A 17,665-nucleotide genomic window follows, 5' to 3' on the forward strand; every position below is an offset into this window, starting at 1 on the left:
TCCCCCGCAGATCGGTGGCTGCCGGGCAATGTGCGCATTAGTTCTCAGCCGGCGCGAGCGCGATTGAGCTGTTCGCGCGTTTGCTGCGCCACGCGGCGCGCGGCCGCGGCGAAGTCCTCGCCGGCGCTGGCATAGAGCACCGCGCGCGAGGAGTTGACGATCACCGGGCCGCTGCGGCCGGCCGCCCGGACCGTCGCCTCGGCATCGCCGCCCTGGGCGCCGACGCCGGGAATCAGCAGCGGCAGGCTGGGTGCCAGCTCGCGCACGCGGGCGATCTCGGCGGGGAAGGTGGCGCCGACGACCAGGCCCAATTGGCCGTTCTTGTTCCACTCGGTCTCGGCCAGGCGGGCCAGATGCTCGAACAGGCGCGGCTGGCCCGGCACATCGGCCAGGCGCTGCATCTGCCAGTCATTGCCGCCGGTATTGGAGGTGCGGCACAGCAGGATCGCCCCCTTGTCCGGATAGCGCAGATAGGGCTCCACCGAGTCGAAGCCCATGAAGGGCGAGAGGGTGACGGCATCGGCCTGGTAGCGCTCGAAGGCTTCCCTGGCGTATTGCTCGGCGGTCGAGCCGATGTCGCCGCGCTTGGCGTCCAGGATCACCGGCACGGCCGGCGCCACGCGCTTGATGTGGGCGATCAGCCGCTCCAGCTGCTCCTCGGCGCGATGGGCGGCGAAGTAGGCGATCTGCGGCTTGAAGGCGTTGACCAGGTCCTTGGTCGCATCGACGATGGCGGCGCAGAAGTCGTAGATGCGCGCCGCATCGCCCTTCCAGCCGACCGGGAACTTGGCCGGCTCGGGATCCAGTCCCACACACAAGAGCGAGTCGTTCAGGCTTTCGGCTTGGTGGAGCTGCTGGATGAAGTTCATAGGCAGGCGGGCATGGGCATCGGTTAAGGTGCCGTATTGTCTAGCTTTTGCCCGCCGAACCGATGGAAATACTGCGAACCGAGCGGCTGCGGCTGCGCCAGTTCACGCCGGCCGATGCCGACTTCATGCTGGCCCTGGTCAACGACCCGGACTGGCACCGCAATATCAACGACCCCGGCGTGCGCGACCGCGAGCAGGCGCTGGCCTGGATGGAAACGCGCTTGTTCGAGCCCTACCAGCGCCTGGGCCACGGCTTCTGGGCCGTCGAGCGGCTCAGCGATGGCCAGCTGATCGGCATGTGTGGCCTGTTCAAGCGCGACTCGCTGCCCGAGGTCGATGTCGGCTATGCGCTGGCCGCCCCCTTCCGCGGCCAGGGCTATGCGCGCGAGGCGGCCGGCGCCTGCCTGGCCTACGGCCGTGAGCAGCTGGGCCTGCGCCGCATCCTGGCCATCATCGCGCCGGACAACACCCCGTCGGCGCGGGTGCTGGAGTCCATCGGCATGGTCGCCCAGGGCGTGCAGCAACTGGACGCCCAGACCGGGCCGTCGATGCTCTACGCCTGGGAGGCCTCGACCGACTGATACGGCCTAGATGCGGCGGGCCAGCTCGGCCGCCTTGCCGGTATAGCCGCCCGGCGTCAGCGCCAGGAGGCGCTGCTTCTCCGCCTCGGGCAGCTCCAGGCCGCCGATGAAGTCGCGGATCGCATCGGCGGTGATCGCCTTGCCGCGGGTCAGCTCCTTCAGGCGCTCGTAGGGGTTGGGCAGCGCGTAGCGGCGCATCACCGTCTGGATCGGCTCGGCCAGCACTTCCCAGGCGGCATCGAGGTCGGCGGCCAGCGCGGCCTCGTTGACCTCGAGCTTGTCCAGGCCCTTCAGCAGCGAGTCGTAGCCGAGCAGCGCATAGCCCAGCGCCACGCCCATATTGCGCAAGACGGTCGAGTCGGTCAGGTCGCGCTGCCAGCGGCTGATCGGCAGCTTCTGGCTCAGATGCGTCAGCAAGGCATTGGCGAGGCCGAAATTGCCCTCCGCATTCTCGAAGTCGATCGGGTTGACCTTGTGCGGCATCGTCGACGAACCAATCTCACCGGCCTTGGTGCGCTGCTTGAAATAGCCCAGCGACACATAGCCCCAGACATCGCGCGACCAGTCGATCAGGATGGTGTTGACGCGGGTCACCGCGTCGAACAACTCCGCCATGTAGTCGTGCGGCTCGATCTGGATCGTGTAGGGGTTGAAGCTCAGGCCCAGTTGGTTCTCGATGACGCGCTGCGAGAACGCTTCCCAGTCGAACTCGGGCCAGGCGGAGAGGTGCGCGTTGTAGTTGCCGACCGCGCCGTTCATCTTGGCCAGCAGCTTGACCTCGGCGATGCGCTCGCGCGCATGGCGCAAGCGGGCGACGACGTTGGCGATCTCCTTGCCGACCGTCGTCGGGCTGGCCGTCTGGCCGTGCGTGCGGCTCAGCATCGGCGTGGCCGCCAGCTGGTGCGACATCTCGGCCAGCTTGGCGACGATGCGGTCGACCGTGGGCAGCAGCACCTCGGCACGCGCGGCCTTCAGCATCAGGCCATGGCTGGTGTTGTTGATGTCCTCGCTGGTGCAGGCAAAGTGCACGAACTCGCCGGCCGCCTTCAGCTCGGCCTGCGATTCAAAGCGCGACTTCAGCCAGTACTCGACCGCCTTGACGTCATGGTTGGTGGTCTTCTCGATGTCCTTGATCGCCTGCGCATCGGCCTCGGAGAAGCGCGCCACCAGGCCGCGCAGCAGGCCGCGCGCGGCCTCGGACAGCGGTGCGAACTCGGCGAAGCCGGCGTCCGACAGGGCGATGAACCACTCGACCTCGACCTGCACGCGGCGGTGCATCAGGCCGAACTCGGACAGCAGCGGACGCAGGCTGCCCATGCGGTTGGCGTAGCGGCCGTCCAGCGGCGACAGGGCGGACAGGGAGGAGAGGTTCATGGGCGGGTCTTGGCTTGGGGCTAACCCGCAGATTTTAGCCGGCGCCCTGTGGGCATCGGCCGACAGCGGCACGCGACCCAGTCCGACCCCGCCACGCCGGCAGCGGGACGACCATGGTGCGGCAACCGGAGAGCGCCATGCCCCAATCCATGCACGCCATTCCCCGCCCCGGACCGCTGGACGAACCCGAGGAGCTCGAACCCGGCCTGCCGCCGATCGATCCCGACGATGGCGTGATCCCGCCGCTGATTCCCGACGATCCCGAGCATGACCGCATCATCGAGCCGGACAGCTGAGCGGGCCGGCGCCGGCCCGCTCTGGCATCCGGGCGCTTTCGCGCTGCAGGCGCTGAAGGCCTTCCGCGCCAATCAGGGCCTGTTGCTGGCCGGCGCGGTCGCCTATTACGCGCTGCTGTCCATCGTCCCGCTGCTGATCCTGACGGTGATCGCGCTGTCGCATTTCGTCGAGCGCGCGCAGCTGCTGCAGACGCTGGGCCATTACCTCGAGTGGCTGGTACCCGGGCAGTCCGCTGTGATGGTCGGCGAGCTGGCCCATTTCCTCGCCCACCGCGACGTGATCGGCTGGCTGCTCCTGGTCAGCATGCTGTTTTTCAGCTCGCTGGCCTTCACCGTGCTGGAGAACGCGATGTCGGTGATCTTCCACCACCGCGTCGCGATCCGCCGCCGGCATTTCCTCGTCTCGGCGCTGATCCCCTATGCCTACATCCTCTGCCTGGGCCTGGGCCTGCTGCTGGTGACCCTGGTCGCCGGCAGCCTGGAGGCCATGGGGCGCGAGCGCCTGGACTTCCTCTGGCACAGCTGGTCGCTGGGCCGGGTCTCGGGGCTGCTGCTCTACCTGCTGGGCTTCGCCGGCGAGGTCTTCGTGCTGACCTCCGTCTATCTGGTGATGCCGGTCGGCCGGCTCTCGCTGCGCCATGCGCTGCTGGGGGCCGTCGCGGCCGCGCTGCTGTGGGAGCTGTCGCGCCATCTGCTGGTCTGGTATTTCACGACCCTGTCCCAGATCGGCACCGTCTACGGCTCGCTGACGACGGCCATCGCGGTGCTGCTGAGCCTGGAGCTGGCCGCGACCCTGCTGCTGTTCGGCGCGCAGCTGATCGCCGAGTACGAGCGCCAGGTGGCCGGCGGCGCCGCGCAGCGGCCGCCGCAGGCCTTCAGCACCGAGGGCGGCTGAGCAGGGTGGCGGCGGGGCGGCTTGTTGCTATGCTGCGTCGAGACCTAATTCCCGATTCCCACTCCGCCACGCCGCGCCATCCGGGGCGCTTCCCCGCCATCGTGAAAACCGAGACCCTGCAGCAGTACGCCCAGCTCGCCGCCGTCGTCATCGTCGTCTTCGGCTGCTATCAGATCCTGCATCCCTTCATCCCGGCCATCCTGTTCTCGGCCGTCGCCTGCTCGTCGAGCTGGCCGCTGTATGCGCGGCTGCGGCGGGCGCTGCGCGGGCGCTCCAACCTGGCCGCGCTGCTGATGACCCTGGGCCTGGTGGTGCTGGTGATCGGCCCGACGACGGCGCTGGCGGCCAGCCTGGCCGACGATGTCGGCGCCGCCGTGCAGGCGATCAAGGAGCTGCTCGAGCAGGGCCCGCTGCAGCCGCCCGAATGGCTGAAGACCATCCCGCTGGTTGGCGAATCGCTGGACGGCTACTGGCACCGGCTGGCCGGCAGCCGCGAGGAGCTGGTGGCGGCGCTGAAAAGCCTGATCGAGCCGGCGCGCGCGGTGGTGGTCGTCGCCGGCAAGGCGATCGGCTCGGGCCTGCTGCAGATGGCGCTGGCCACCTTCATCTGCTTCTTCTTCTACCGCGACGGCGAGGCGCTGGTGCAGTCGGCGCGCGGCATCTTGGCACGCCTGGCCGGCGGGCTGGCCGACGAGCTGCTGGCGACCATCGACAACACGGTGACCGGGGTCGTGCAGGGCATCTTCGGCACCGCGCTGGCGCAGGCGCTGGTGGCCATCCTCGGCTTCGTGATCGCCGGCGTGCCCGGCGCGCTGCTGCTCGGCACGGCGACCTTCTTCCTGTCCATGGTGCCGGTCGGTCCGCCGCTGATCTGGGGCGGCGCGGCCGCCTGGCTGTTCTACCAGGGCAGCGTCGGCTGGGCGATCTTCATGCTGATCTGGGGCCTCTTGGTCATCAGCAGCATCGACAACTTCGTCAAACCCTATCTGATCAGCCGCACCTCCAGCCTGCCGCTGCTGCTGATCGTATTCGGCGTCTTCGGCGGCATCGTCGCCTTCGGCTTCATCGGGGTCTTCATCGGCCCGCCGGTGCTGGCCGTCGGGCTGACCCTGGTGCAGCTGTGGACGACGCGCTCGACCGGGCCGGCGCTGATCGAGCCGCAGTCCGGCGGCAAGCGCTCGGGGCCTTGAGATGCTGATCCGCAACGTCCGCCTGCCCGACGGCCGCAGGGCCCAGGACCTGCTGGTGCAGGATGGCCGCATCGCCGCCATCGGCCCGGCCCTGCCGGCGCCGGCGGGCGTCGAGATCGTCGACGGCCAGGGCTGGTTGCTGAGCCCGCCCTTCGTCGACGCGCATTTCCATATGGACGCGACGCTCAGCTACGGTCTGCCGCGCGTCAACGCCAGTGGCACCCTGCTGGAAGGCATCGCGCTGTGGGGGGAGCTGAAGCCGCAGCTGACGCAGGACGCGCTGGTCGAGCGCGCGCTGCGCTACTGCGACTGGGCGGTAGCGCGAGGGCTCTTGGCGATCCGCAGCCATGTCGACGTCTGCGATGAGCGCCTGCTGGCCGTCGAGGCGCTGCTGCATGTGCGCGAGCGGGTGCGGCCCTATCTGGACCTGCAGCTGGTCGCCTTCCCGCAGGACGGGCTGCTGCGCAGCCCCGGCGCGCTGGCGAACCTGAAGCGGGCGCTGGACCTCGGCGTCGACGTGGTCGGCGGCATACCGCATTTCGAGCGCACCATGGCCGACGGCGCCAGCAGCGTGCGCCTGCTGTGCGAGCTGGCGGCCGAGCGCGGCTTGGCCGTAGACCTGCATTGCGACGAGAGCGACGACCCGCTGTCGCGCCATGTCGAGACCCTGGCCGCCGAGACGCAGCGCCTGGGCCTGCAGGGCCGGGTGACCGGCTCGCACCTGACGTCCATGCATTCGATGGACAACTACTACGCGTCCAAGCTGATCCCGCTGATCGCCGAGGCGGGCCTGCATGTGGTCGCGAACCCGCTGATCAACATCATGCTGCAGGGCCGCCACGACAGCTATCCGAAGCGCCGCGGCCTGACCCGCGTGCCCGAGCTGATGGCGGCCGGCGTCAATGTCGGCTTCGGCCACGACTGCGTGATGGACCCCTGGTACAGCCTGGGCAGCGCCGACATGCTGGAGGTCGCCGCGATGGGCCTGCATGTGGCGCAGCTGGGCTCGCAGGCCGGCATGCGCGCCTGCTTCGACGCGGTGACCATCAACAATGCGCGGGTGATGGGGCTGGACGGCTATGGCATCGAGCTCGGCCATCGCGCCGACTTCGTGCTGCTGCAGGCGCGCGACCCGGTCGAGGCGATCCGCCTGCGCGCGGCGCGCCTGCTGGTGGTGCGCGCCGGCCGGGTGATTGCCCGGCAGCCGCCGGCCAGCGCGAGCCTGGCGCTGCCGGGCCGGCCGGCGACGGTCGACTGGACCGCGCCGCCACCATGAACTAGGTCTTGCCGCCGGCCCGCAGTGGCGTACAAGGGGCCCATCATCATGGAAGGAACCGCCATGCGCCAACTCCCGCTCGCGCTCGCCCTCGCCACGCTGCTGGCCGCCCCGCTGGCCGCCCAGGCGACGGTCTATCAGTTCACCGCCACACTGAGCCCGGCCAACGAAGTCGGCCCGCCGCCCGCTTCGACGGCCACCGGTTTGGCCCTGCTGGCCTATGACGACAAGGGCACGGCCAGCCTGGCAGACGACAGCTACGACTTCACGCTGGCCGTATTCGGCCTCGCCAGCGCTCCCACCGGTTATCACATCCACGGCGCAGCGACGGCGGCCGAGAACGCCCCGGTGCGCATCGCCATCGACAGCGACCCGGCCTTCAGCAAGAACTTTTCCGGCGCGACCTTGATGGTGTCGGGCAACGATGTGACGCCGCCGGCCCTCATCCCCGCCACACCGTCCAGTCCCACCAATGCCGGCCATCCGGCCATGTCCTTCCTGGACATGCTGCAAGGCGGCCTGGCCTACGTCAATGTGCACACGGCCGCAGCGCCGGCAGGCGCGACGCGAGGTCAGCTGACCGCAGTGCAGGCGGTGCCGGTGCCCGAGCCCTCCAGCTACGCGATGCTGCTGGCCGGGCTGGGCCTGGTCGGCCTGCTGGCCCGCCGCCGTCGCTGACGACCCCAGCGCCCCCAAAAATTAAAAGCCCGCCTCGCGCGGGCTTTTCTTATGATCGCGCGCGGCATCGCCATCAGAAGCAAAAAAGGGGGATTCACGCCATGTCCGCGAACCGCTTCGATACCCAGCTGCAGGGCATCACCGACCTGACCTTGATCACGCCGATCAGGAACGGCTTCGTCACCGCCCCCGACACCATCAGTCATGTGGGCCGATTGCGCGCGGTGCTGAAGACGCTCAACGGCCTGCGCCTGGGCGCGCGCGAGGCGAGCAATCCGCGCGGCCCCTATACCGATGTGGTCAGCCGCTTCCGCATCGTCCACTCCTTCCGCTGGGTCATCATCGAGCCCAAGCCCGGCAGCGCCGAGCAGCACAAGCTGCTGCTCAATGTCTGCTTCGACGGCGGCTGGGAGCCCTATATGCGGGTGATCTGGGACCAGCTCGGCAGCATGCTGGACCTGATCCTGTGCCATTGCGAGGACTACCCGCTGGCCTGCCAGACCAGCTTCGAGCGCTACTGCGAATGGGTGCGCGCCAACGAGATCCCCGGGGACTTCCTGTTCATCGAATCGGGCCGCACGGTCAGCGACGCCGAATACCTGGCGCTGCTGGAACAGCAGCAGCGCGACCGGCCGGGCTTCGGCCAGCTGGACGCGGCGCGGGTCCATGCGCCGCTCAGCGGCGAGAGCGAGCCGCCCGTGCCGGCGCCCGCCAGCCCCAAGGCCAAGGCCCTGCTGGGCCTGCCGGCGCTGGCCGCGCTGTACCGGCTTGAGCGCTATTTCTACAAGGACGCGCCGGACGGCGACTGCCTGCTGCGCGCGGCGCGCGACATCCTGGCCGAGCTGCTCGAGCTGAAGACCGAGCAGCTGTTCCCGGCCGAGGATCCGATCCGCCAGACCTACCACCGCATGCTGGGCTGGTTCGAGCAGCCGCCGCGGCAGTACCCGGTGACGCCGCGCGCCCTCAGCTACAGCGACGCCGACATCCAGGGGGGCATGCTGGCGCCCTATGCCGGCGTGGCCGGCGGCGCGATGGTGCTGCTGCGCATCGTCAACCGGGCGCAGGCGGTTGCCTGGCTCAGCCGCTGGCAGGTCAGCCTCGCCTCGGACCCGGCCCCGATCGCGGGCTTCTACCGCAATGTGGCGCTGAGCCTGGCCGGTCTGCGCGCGCTGGGCGTGCCGGCGAGCCGGCTCGAGCGTTTCCCGCAGGCCTTCTACGAGGGCATGGAGGCGCGCGCCGGCCTGCTCGGCGATCTGCGCTACAACCACCCGCAGCATTGGAAGCTGCCCGAGCGCAACTGGCCCCGCCCCAGCGGCCGCACGGTGGATCTCGGCGCCGTCCATCTGCTGATCCAGCTGCGCCATGGCGAGGAGCTCGGCGCCGAGGCGGTCGATGCGGCGATCGCCGCGCTGGAACAAGAGGGCAGCGGCCTGCAAGTGCTGTCGGTGCAGCGCATGCGGCGCACGGCCCAGCTCAAGCCGGAGCAGGGCGAGGAGGCGCACGAAGGCTTCGGTTTCGTCGACGGCCTCAGCCAGCCGGCCATCGGCGCAGGCGGCAGCGGCGACGCCTACTCCGATGAAGTGCCCCGCGGCGAGCTGCTGCTCGGCTATCCGACCTCGCGCGATCGCCATGCGGTGCCCGAGCTGGCCGATGCGCTGCTCGATCGGGGCACCTTCCTGGTGGTGCGCAAGCTGCGCCAGTATGTCGACCGCTTCAACAAGGTGCTGGCCCGCGAGGCGGACCGGGTCTCGGTCAGCCCGGCGGAGCTGAAGGCCAAGCTGATGGGCCGCACGCTGGACGGCGACCCGCTGGCCCGGCCCGGCAGCGTCAACGACTTCGACTACCGCGACGATATGCAGGGCTCGCGCTGCCCCTTCCATGCCCATGTGCGGCGCAGCAATCCGCGCATCGACGCCCGCACGCCCCGCCTCTTGCGCCGCGGCATGCCTTATGGCGAACCGTATTGGCCCAGGAGCCCGGACGAGAGCGACCGCGGCCTGATCTTCCTCGCCTACAACGCGCATATCTCCGAGCAGTTCGAGACGATCCAGCGCTGGATTGCCGGCGGCAACAGCAGCGGCGGCTACTCGGCCCAGACCGATCCCATCGTCGGCCTGGCCGAGAAGGGGCGGCCGCGCCACTACCGCTTCGAGACGACGCGCGACGGCAAGCCCTACACGGTCAATATCGACCTGGGCGACGAGCCCTTTGTCGAGCTGCAATGGGGCGGCTATTTCTTCGTGCCCTCGGTCGCCGCGCTGCGGCAGTTGCCGGCCCTGGTCGAGCTGCCGCTGCCGGCGCCCATCGCGCCGCCGGCGCGGGTGCCGGCGCTCGACGATGCCGCGGGCTGGCAGCAATGGCTGGAGGACAGCGGCCGGCGCGATGCCGCCTGGGCCTGGGTGCGCAGCCAGCCGGGCGGCGTTGTGCGCAGCGCCTACGGTGTGTTGGTCGGCGAGGCGGCGCGGGTGATGGAGGTGTTCCGTGACCGCGGGCAGCGCTACTCGGTCGCCGGCTATGGCGAGCGGATGGAAAAGTCGGTCGGCCGCGGCTTTCTGGGCATGGACGAGGACGGTGGCCACCGCGAGCAGGCGCCCGGCGTCAACGCGGCGCTGGAGGCGATCGGCGAGCCCGAGGCCTTCGATGCCGCATACCGCATCGCCAAGGCCTTGCTGACCGCCCTCACCCAGGGCGCGCTCGCGCAGCGGCCGGCAACCCTGCAGCAGGAGACGCCGATCGACCTGGAGCTGCTGTCCGAGCAGGTGCTGGCGCGGCTGTGCACGACCTGGTTCGGCCTGCCCGACGGGCGGGCGATGTGGGGCCCCGAGTTCCACCCGGCCGGCGAGCCGCCGGCCGGCCGCTGCCCGCGCGACTTCTTCGCCGTCTCGCGCTATGTGTTCGGCCCCCATCCTTCGCCGCTTGTCGAGCAGGGCGGCATGCTCAAGGGCCAGGCCTTGCTGCACAGCGTGCGGCAATGGCTGGCCAGCGGCGCCGCGCGGCCGCCGCTGACCCAGGCCATCGTCAAGGCGCTGCAGCCGCTGGCGGACAGCAGCCAGGACGCCGACCTGATAGCCCGCACGCTGACCGGCGTGATGCTGGGCTTCCCGCCGACCACGCATGGCAATCTGCTGTCCTGCCTGGGCGCCTGGGTGCTCAGCCGCAAGCTCTGGGATTTGCAGCAGGACTGGCTGCCCGAGGCGCCCGACCGCTATGCCCAGGCCGCCGCCGTGCTGCGGCCGAGCATGGTCGGCACCCTGGTGAAAATGCCGACGCCGGCCATGGTCTGGCGGCGCGCCCGCGTCGCGCATCGGCTGGCGCAGGTCGATCTGGAGGTCGGCGATACGCTCATCGTCGGCATCGCCTCGGCGACGCAGCAGAACCCGGGCGAGCATTACGCGATGTTCGGCGGCGACCGCCGCGACGCGATCCAGCCGGCGCCGCTGCATGCCTGCCCCGGCTATGCGATGGCGATGGGCGTGATGCAGGGTGTTGCCGCGGCGCTGCTGGAGGCCGGCACCTTGCGGCCCGGCGGTGCGCCGACGGTGCTGATGCTGCAGCTGCCGCCGGCCTGATGCTCGTCAGGCGGCCTGGCGCAGCGCCCGCGCGCGCGCCAGGTGCCAGGCCATGCCCAGCGCCTCGAAGGCGGTTTCCGCGCGATCGAGCGGCTCGTCCGGCGGCAGGCCGCGGGCGCGCGCCAGCTCGGCCGCGCACAGCGCATTGACCGCGCGCTCGTGCACGGCGCCGCGCCGCTCGGCCACCGCATCGGCCAGGCTGAGATAACGCTGCGCCTGCGCGGGCTGCGCCAGCCGCGCCGCCGCGCGATAGGCCATCGCGCCGCCCAGCCAGTCGTGCCGGCGGCCGCGCCGCAGCGCGGCGGCGATATGGCCGCGCGCCTGCTCGGGCGCAGCGCTGGCGGCCAGCAGGTCGGCCATCCAGCCATGGCTGAAGGAGCTGAACAGGCCGCCGCCGCGCGTATGCAGCCAGCCGGTCGCATCGCGTAGCGCCGGCAGCGCATCGGCCGCGCGGTTCAGCATCCAGCGGCCGTAGGCGCCGGTCGACTGGCCCATGGAGAAGGTGTAGAGGCTGCGCACCTGGGCGCCGACCCGGCAGGCCTCGGCCGCGCTGGCCTGCGCCTCCGCCCAGCGGCCCTGCCACAGCAGCACCGCCGCGCGCAGCGCCTGGATCGAGGCCTCGACCGCATGGCCGCTGCCGCCGAGGTCCTGCAGCGCCTCCTCGAACAGCGCCTGCGCATCGGCAAAGCGGCCCTGGTCGCCCAGCACGGTGGCGCGGCAGGCCAGCGAATAGGCCAGGCCCACCGGCAGGCGGCCAGGCCGCTTGAGCAGGCGCTGGATGGCGATCGCCTCGTCGAGCAGCGCCAGCGCCGGCGCGTAATTGCCGGCCGCCGCGTGCAGCTGGCCCAGCGTGCCGCGCAGCTGCGCGCTCAGCGCCGCGTCGGCGCAAAGCTTGGCCGCGCCCAGGCCGCGCTCGACATGGCTGAGTCCCGGCCCCGCATCGCCGAGCGCATAGGCCACATAGCCGATCCAGTATTCGGCGCGCGCGATCAGCGCCGCATCGCCGCTGGCATGCGCCAGCTCGGCCGCCTGCTGCAGCAGGCGCAGATCGTCGCGCGAGGCATAGAACACGCAGGCCAGGCCGAAGCGCTGCGCCACCGAGATCCAGCGCCGGCACTGCGCCTCGTCGTCGGGCAGATGCTCCAGCGCCGTCAGCACCGCGCGGTACTGCGTCTTCGCGCGGTCCAGCGCCGCGGCAGCCAGCGCCTGGTCGCCGGCGCGTTCGGCATGGTCGGCCGCCCGCGCCCAGTCGCCGGCCGCGCCGTCGTGATAGGCCAGCAGCTCGTCGGCCGGCGCGTCGGCACCTGGAAGGGCGGCGACGGCACGCGCCCGCAGCGCGGCGGCGATGCGCCGGTGCATCTGCTGGCGCTCGTGCAGGCCGATGGCGGCATAGACGATGTCGCGGGTCAGGCCGTGCTTGAAGCGCAGCTGGCCGGGCCGCGCATCGGGGAAGACGAAGTCCTGCTCGGCCAGCGCCAGCAGCTCCGGATCGTCGGCGGCGCAGCCGGCCAGCTCCTGCAGCAGCCAGGCCGGGATCACATTGCCGATCACCGCCGCGCTGCGCAGCAGCGTCTGCTGCGGCAGCGGCAGGCGCGCCATCCGCGATTCGACCAGCGCGGCCAGCCAGGCGCTGCCGGGCTGGGCGACCGCCTGGCCGGGCCCCGCCTGGCGCGTCTGCGCCTGGTGCGCCAGCGCGTGGCAGAGTTCCTCGATGAACAGCGCATTGCCACCGGCATGACGCTGCACCTCGGCGGTGACGAAGGGATCGGTACGCGGCAGCAGCTGGACGACGGCCGCGCTGGCCTCGGCATCATCGAAGGGCTGCAGCTCCAGCTGCAGCGCCTCGCCGTCGCCATGGATGCCCAGGCCCTCGCCGGCCAGCTGTGGCCGCGTGGCGGTCAGCAGCAGCAGCGGCAGCCGCTGCTCGGCCGCCCGCGCGCGCAGCCGGTGCAGGAGCGTCAGGCTGGCATCGTCGGCCCATTGCAGATCGTCGATCGCCAGCAGCAGCGGCGTCGCGCGCGCCAGCGCCTCGAACAGCGCCAGCAGCGCCTCCAGCCGCTGGTCCGGCCGGCTCGCCTGCACGGCCGCCAGGCCCGGCAGCTGCGGCTGCGCCGCCTGCAGCGCGCGCAGCATCTGCAGGAAGGGCTGCAGCGGCTCGGCGCTCAGGTAGTTCTCGCAATAGCCGCGCTGGATCTGGCAAGCTGGCCCGTCGGCGACGCGGCGCAGGAACTCCTCGGTCAGCCGGGTCTTGCCGACGCCGGCGTTGGCGCGCACGCTGACCCAGCGCGGCCGGCCGCTGCAGGCCTCGTCCAGCGCGTGCTGCAGCTCGCGCAGCTCGGCCGCGCGGCCGACGAAGGGCGCCAGGCCGCGCCGCTGGCTGGCCTCGAAGCGGCGCTCCACCGTGCTGCGGCCATGCAGCGCATAGGCCGCCAGCGGCGTCGCGCGGCCCTTCAGCAGCAGGCTGCGGCGTTCGCTGGTGTCGAAGAAATGCGCCTGCAGGCCCAGCGTCTCCTCGCTGACGAGGATTTCGTCGGCGCGCGCCGCCTCGGACAGGCGGGCGGCGACATTGGGCGTGTTGCCGAGCAGCTCGAAGCGGCCGCGCACCTCGTCGCCGGCGTCGATCAGCACCATGCCGGCATGGATGCCCGAATGCAGGGTCAGGGCTTGTGCCGGCCGCGGCCAGGCGCCGCCCTCGGGCCGCAGCGCGCGCACCGCCTCGTGCAGCTCCAGCGCCGCCTCGCAGGCGCGCCGGCCGTCGTCCTCGCGCGTCTGCGGGTGGCCGAAGATGGCCAGCATGCCGTCGCCCTGGATGCGCACCACCATGCCGCCATGCTTGGGAATCAGGCTCTGGTAGAGCGCGCGCAGCTGGGCCAGCATGGCCGCGTAATGCTCGGCCTCCATGGCCTCGGCCAGCATCGTCGAGCCGGACAGATCGGCGAAGACGACGGTCAGATTGCGCCGCTGCCCCGTTCCTTGCGTGGCGGGTGCACGGTCGGAGGCTGGGCTGCTCATGCTCTTGGGGGACGAAGGACTGCGCGGATAGGGCTTCATCCTAGCGCTGCAGGATGACGGCGGCCAGGGTGCTTGCCCTAGACGATGCGCCGCGCGCCGAAATCGGTCAGATCCTCCTCGCGCAGGCCCAGATAGATGGGCTCGCCGGCGCGCCGGTGGATATTGATCTTGGCGTTGTAGACGCGGTGCGGCAGGCCATGCTTGTCGGCGATCTCGAACTCGCTGATGCCGAACTCGCCGCTGCCGCCGCCGGGCCGGCCGGTCAGGTAGCAGGCGATCTCGTCGATCTCGGCGCCGGCCAGGGCCAGGCCGTTCAGCGCGCGCATCGGCCGGCGCGTGCGCTCGACGAAATCGAGGCTGGCGATGGGCTGCACCGCGCCGCTGCTCTCGTCGCGCATCAGGGTGTTGAACTTGCCGACCAGGATCTGGCCCGGCAGGGCGCGCTCGATCATGCGCGCCAGCTCGATCGTCACCTGGCCGACCAGGTAGCTGAACGAGGTCGGATTCAGGCCCTCGCTCTGGTAGAACTCGTAATGCGAACCGACATGGAAGCAGGCGCGCAGGCGCGGCACCGACTCGGGCCGGCTGGCCCGCTCGCGCGCCAGCGCGTTGTCGGCAAGGATGAACTGCATCAGCTGGTACAGCTCGACATTCGCCTCGATGCCGCGCATGCGGTTCCAGACGTAGAAGCCGTCGCCGGTGGTCGTGCGGGCGAAATTGATGTTGATCTCGCGGTCGAGCAGCTTGGCGTAGGCGGCATTGACCGAGCAGGACAGGCTGTTCAGCTGCACGACCTGCTGCAGCGGGCTCAAGAGCGAGAAGCCGACCGCATCGAGCAGCACGACCGCGCGATCCTCGACCAGGCGGATGCCGTAGCGCGCGATCAGCGCCGCGGTCAGGGCCAGGCCCAGGCCGCGCTCGATCTCGAAGGGCAGGGTGAGCAGCCGCGGCTGCAGTTTCAGCTCGGCCGCCCTCTGCTCGAACAGCGGCGCCGGCAATTGCTCCTGCGTCGCCAGCAGCCCCTCCAGCAAGGCGCGGCGCCGCGCGGCCTCGGCCGCATCGATGCCGGCACTCTGCGCGAATTCGGTCAGCAGGGTCGGCGGCGCCAGCAGCACCCTCAGCCCATGGGCGACCGGCATCCAGGCGAAGACCAGGTTCTCGCCCAGGTTCCAGAGCTGGTAGAGCCGCTGGTCCAGCTCGACGATGTGCTCGCGCAGCTGCCGCTCGCCGATGCCAGGCGGCAAGGCATAGGCCATGAAGCCGTCAAGCCAGGACCGGCGCTGGCGGTGCTGCTGTTCCTCTGCGCTCACTCGACGCTTTCCCCGACAAAGGCATGCTGCGGCCATTGTCGGGCAAGCCGAGCCCGGGAAACACTGCGGTCAATGCGTCCGGGGCTCGGCTCGATGCCGCTGCGTTTGCTGAATCATCCGCATGCCGCTGCTCAGCTGCGGCGATAGGGCTTGGACTCGCTCTTGGCCGCGGCCAGCATCTGCTGTTGCAGCTGGCTCTGGATGCTCAGGCCGGTGACGACGACGCGCGGCAGCTGCACCACCTGCTGTTCGGCGGCCGGGGCCGACTTGCCGGTGATGAGGACGCGCGGCAGCTTGACGACTTCCTGCGGCGCGGCCTGGGCGGCACCGACGGCCAGCAGGGCGCCGGCGACCAGGGTCTGGAACAGAACTTGTTGCTTGCTCATGATGGGCTCCTTGCTGGTGGGTCGATGCAGCGCTTTGCTGTCTCGATGAACTCAGTATCGGAGCCGCAGGCGCCGGCAGCCAGGCGCTTGCGACGAAGCGCAAGCAGCGCCGGCTGGATTGCAGACGCGGCCGATCAGCCGCCGGCGGCGGTCCTGGCCGAGGGGCCGATATGGCGGTCGAGGAACTTCTCGACGCGGCTCCAGAAGTCGATGTTCGTCTTCAGCTCGTACCAGCCATGACCCTCGTCCGGATAGACGATCCATTCGACCTGCTTGTTGCCGGCGGTGCTGAGCGCGTCCAGGAAGTCGCTGCCATGCTTGATCGGCACGCGCCGGTCCTGGCCGCCATAGGCCATCAGCAGCGGACGCTTGAGCCGCTGCGCCTGTGCCAGCGGCGAGGTGTCTTTCAGCTGCTGGGCATCCTTGACGCGGTCGCCGACCAGCTGCGGCATGCCGTAGCCCTTCCAGTCGGCCGAGAAGTCGCTCCAGCTGATGGTGTACATCAGCTCGATATCGCTGACGCCGACCCACTGGAAGCCGCAGCGGTACAGCTCCGGATGCTTGATCAGGCCCATCAGCGTCGCATAGCCGCCATAGCTGGCGCCGGCGATGCAGGCGCGCTGCGGGTCGACCCAGCCCTGGCCGACCGCCCATTGCAGCGCATCGGCGACGTCGTCCTGCATCGCCAGCCCCCATTGCTTCCAGCCGGCGCGGAAATGGCGCCCGCCATAGCCGGTGCTGCCGCGGAACTCGGGTTCGATGACGACATAGCCGCGCGAGGCCAGGAACTGCGCATGCTGCTCCCATTCCCAATGCGCGCCGCGCACCCAGGGCCCGCCGTGCACCAGCACGACGGCCGGGCGCGGTCCGCCGGCCTTGCCGGGCGGCTGCGTCACCAGCACCGGGATCTCGAGCCCGTCGCGGGCCTTGAAGCGGTACATATCGCGCAGCCCCATCTGCGCCGGTTTGATCCAGGGCCGCGAACTGCCCAGCACCTGGATCTGCCGGGTCTCGCGCTGGTACAGGTAGTAGACCGGCGGCATGCGGTCCGAGCTGGCGCTGATCAGCACCGTTGGCACGCTGCTGCAGCGCTCGCAATCGATGCGGTTGACGGTGCCCGGCAGCAGCTTGTCGATCTCGGCCTGCAGCGCGCGCATGCCGGCGTCGACCCAGGCCGTGCCCCGCGCATCGCTCTCATAGTGATAGCCGAGGATGCGCTCGCTGCCGCGGTCGTAGATCGGCTGGCCCTTGAAGTCGTAGCCCTGCAGGCTCAGCACCGGCTGCGCGGGCAGCTTCAAGGTCGCGCGGTCGAGCTGGAACAGCGCATCGGTGTCGCTGCCCAGCCGGGCCAGCACCAGCAGCTCGCCCTTGGGGCCGATCCAGTAGGGCTCGGCGAATTTGCCCTTGTAGGCATCGCCCTCCTCCCAGAGCTGCCAGCCCGAGCCGGTCTTCAGGTAGGACGCATAGCGGCCGCGCGAGTGCGTCGTGACCGCCGCCGGCGCGCCCTGCCGATCGAGCACCCAGTGCCAGGCGTTCTCGGGCGCGCCCTCGGACAGATTGCGCGTCAGGCCGGTCTTGGTATCGAGCCGCGCCAGGCGGAAATGGCTGAACTCGCCGCTATTGCCCCAGCTCGCCCCCTCGACGACGACATCGTCGGAGCCGTCGCGCAGCGTGCTGTGCAGCTGCCATTCATAGCTCAGGCGGCGGTCCACCAGCCTGCCGCCGCGCTCGCTGAGCCAGTCCTGCTCGGCCTTGATCAGCTGGCGGAAGTCGCTGCCGTCGCGGTTGACCGCCCACAGCCCCGGCGGCAGCCAGCGGCCGGCGTTCTGGCGATCGCTGACCGTCAGCACCAGGCGCTCGTTGTTCACCCATTGGTAGCGCTCGACGTCGCCGTCGCGGAAGCCGGCGACGATCTTCGAGTCATCGAGCCGCTCCAGATCGATGATGCCCAGCCGCTTGCGGCCGGTCGGGCCGCCGATCGCTGCCGCCACAAAGCGGCCGTCTGGTGAGAGCACCGGGTTGATCAGCTGCGGCACGCGGAAGAAGTCCTCGATCGGGGGTGGCGGCGCGGTCGTCTGGGCGCGCGGCTTGCCGACCGGTGCAGCAAGAACAAGGGCCGCCAGCAGCCCGCCGGCCGCGCGACGCACGAGCGGCCAATCCAGTCTCCTCATCACCCCTCCCTCCATTTTTTTTCGTGACTCGCATTCTGTTGGCTGGCCGCCGTGGCCC

13 protein-coding genes are annotated in these 17,665 nt (G+C 70.6%); 7 read left to right on the top strand and 6 right to left on the bottom strand.

Going from position 1 to position 17,665, the window contains the following annotated elements; genetic code table 11:
- Positions 1-44: 44 nt before the first annotated feature.
- The gene (gene pyrF, locus QWJ38_RS01285) at positions 45-869 is read right to left on the bottom strand and encodes an orotidine-5'-phosphate decarboxylase (RefSeq protein WP_290357226.1); all 825 of its coding nucleotides are present in this window, start codon (positions 867-869) and stop codon (positions 45-47) included.
- A 62-nt stretch (positions 870-931) separates the two neighbouring features.
- Between pyrF and QWJ38_RS01290 the strand changes: the two genes are divergently transcribed.
- A complete protein-coding gene (locus QWJ38_RS01290) occupies positions 932-1,450 on the top strand; it encodes a GNAT family N-acetyltransferase (RefSeq protein ID WP_290357227.1) in 519 nt (172 codons plus the stop codon).
- A gap of 6 nt (positions 1,451-1,456) precedes the next feature.
- On the opposite strand, the gene purB is transcribed toward QWJ38_RS01290, so the two are convergent.
- Positions 1,457-2,824, bottom strand: a complete 1,368-nt coding sequence (gene purB / locus QWJ38_RS01295; protein ID WP_290357228.1) for an adenylosuccinate lyase — start codon at positions 2,822-2,824, stop codon at positions 1,457-1,459.
- 137 nt (positions 2,825-2,961) lie between these two features.
- Here purB and QWJ38_RS01300 point away from each other — a divergent pair, with 137 nt between their 5' ends.
- From QWJ38_RS01300 to QWJ38_RS01325, 6 genes are all read left to right on the top strand, one after another.
- Positions 2,962-3,120, top strand: a complete 159-nt coding sequence (locus tag QWJ38_RS01300; protein ID WP_290357229.1) for a hypothetical protein — start codon at positions 2,962-2,964, stop codon at positions 3,118-3,120.
- Positions 3,092-4,015 carry a YihY/virulence factor BrkB family protein gene (locus QWJ38_RS01305; protein ID WP_290357230.1) on the top strand — a complete coding sequence of 308 codons (924 nt, stop codon included), beginning with the start codon at positions 3,092-3,094 and terminating at the stop codon, positions 4,013-4,015. Before QWJ38_RS01300 ends, QWJ38_RS01305 begins: the two co-directional genes overlap by 29 nt.
- A 101-nt stretch (positions 4,016-4,116) precedes the next feature.
- Positions 4,117-5,205, top strand: a complete 1,089-nt coding sequence (locus QWJ38_RS01310) for an AI-2E family transporter (protein WP_290357231.1) — start codon at positions 4,117-4,119, stop codon at positions 5,203-5,205.
- Position 5,206: 1 nt separating this feature from the next.
- A complete protein-coding gene (locus QWJ38_RS01315; RefSeq protein ID WP_290357232.1) occupies positions 5,207-6,481 on the top strand; it encodes an amidohydrolase family protein in 1,275 nt (424 codons plus the stop codon).
- A gap of 63 nt (positions 6,482-6,544) precedes the next feature.
- The gene (locus QWJ38_RS01320) at positions 6,545-7,159 is read left to right on the top strand and encodes a CHRD domain-containing protein (RefSeq protein WP_290357233.1); all 615 of its coding nucleotides are present in this window, start codon (positions 6,545-6,547) and stop codon (positions 7,157-7,159) included.
- A 101-nt stretch (positions 7,160-7,260) separates the two neighbouring features.
- Positions 7,261-10,728 carry a Dyp-type peroxidase gene (locus QWJ38_RS01325; protein ID WP_290357234.1) on the top strand — a complete coding sequence of 1,156 codons (3,468 nt, stop codon included), beginning with the start codon at positions 7,261-7,263 and terminating at the stop codon, positions 10,726-10,728.
- 6 nt (positions 10,729-10,734) lie between these two features.
- Here the strand turns inward: QWJ38_RS01325 and QWJ38_RS01330 are convergent, their stop codons facing one another.
- The 4 genes from QWJ38_RS01330 to QWJ38_RS01345 all read right to left on the bottom strand — a co-directional run bounded on the left by QWJ38_RS01330 (position 10,735) and on the right by QWJ38_RS01345 (position 17,607).
- Positions 10,735-13,740 carry an AAA family ATPase gene (locus QWJ38_RS01330; RefSeq protein WP_290357235.1) on the bottom strand — a complete coding sequence of 1,002 codons (3,006 nt, stop codon included), beginning with the start codon at positions 13,738-13,740 and terminating at the stop codon, positions 10,735-10,737.
- A 77-nt stretch (positions 13,741-13,817) separates the two neighbouring features.
- Positions 13,818-15,050, bottom strand: a complete 1,233-nt coding sequence (locus QWJ38_RS01335) for a hypothetical protein (RefSeq protein ID WP_290357236.1) — start codon at positions 15,048-15,050, stop codon at positions 13,818-13,820.
- 131 nt (positions 15,051-15,181) lie between these two features.
- On the bottom strand, positions 15,182-15,436 hold the full coding sequence (locus tag QWJ38_RS01340) for a hypothetical protein (RefSeq protein ID WP_290357237.1): 255 nt from the start codon (positions 15,434-15,436) through the stop codon (positions 15,182-15,184).
- 134 nt (positions 15,437-15,570) lie between these two features.
- Positions 15,571-17,607 (bottom strand): alpha/beta hydrolase family protein, encoded by a 2,037-nt coding sequence (locus QWJ38_RS01345; RefSeq protein ID WP_290357238.1) that lies wholly within the window; start codon positions 17,605-17,607, stop codon positions 15,571-15,573.
- Positions 17,608-17,665: the final 58 nt, after the last annotated feature.

It is taken from the genome of Roseateles violae (genome assembly GCF_030410485.1).
Classification (GTDB): Bacteria; Pseudomonadota; Gammaproteobacteria; order Burkholderiales; family Burkholderiaceae_C; genus Roseateles_D; species Roseateles_D violae.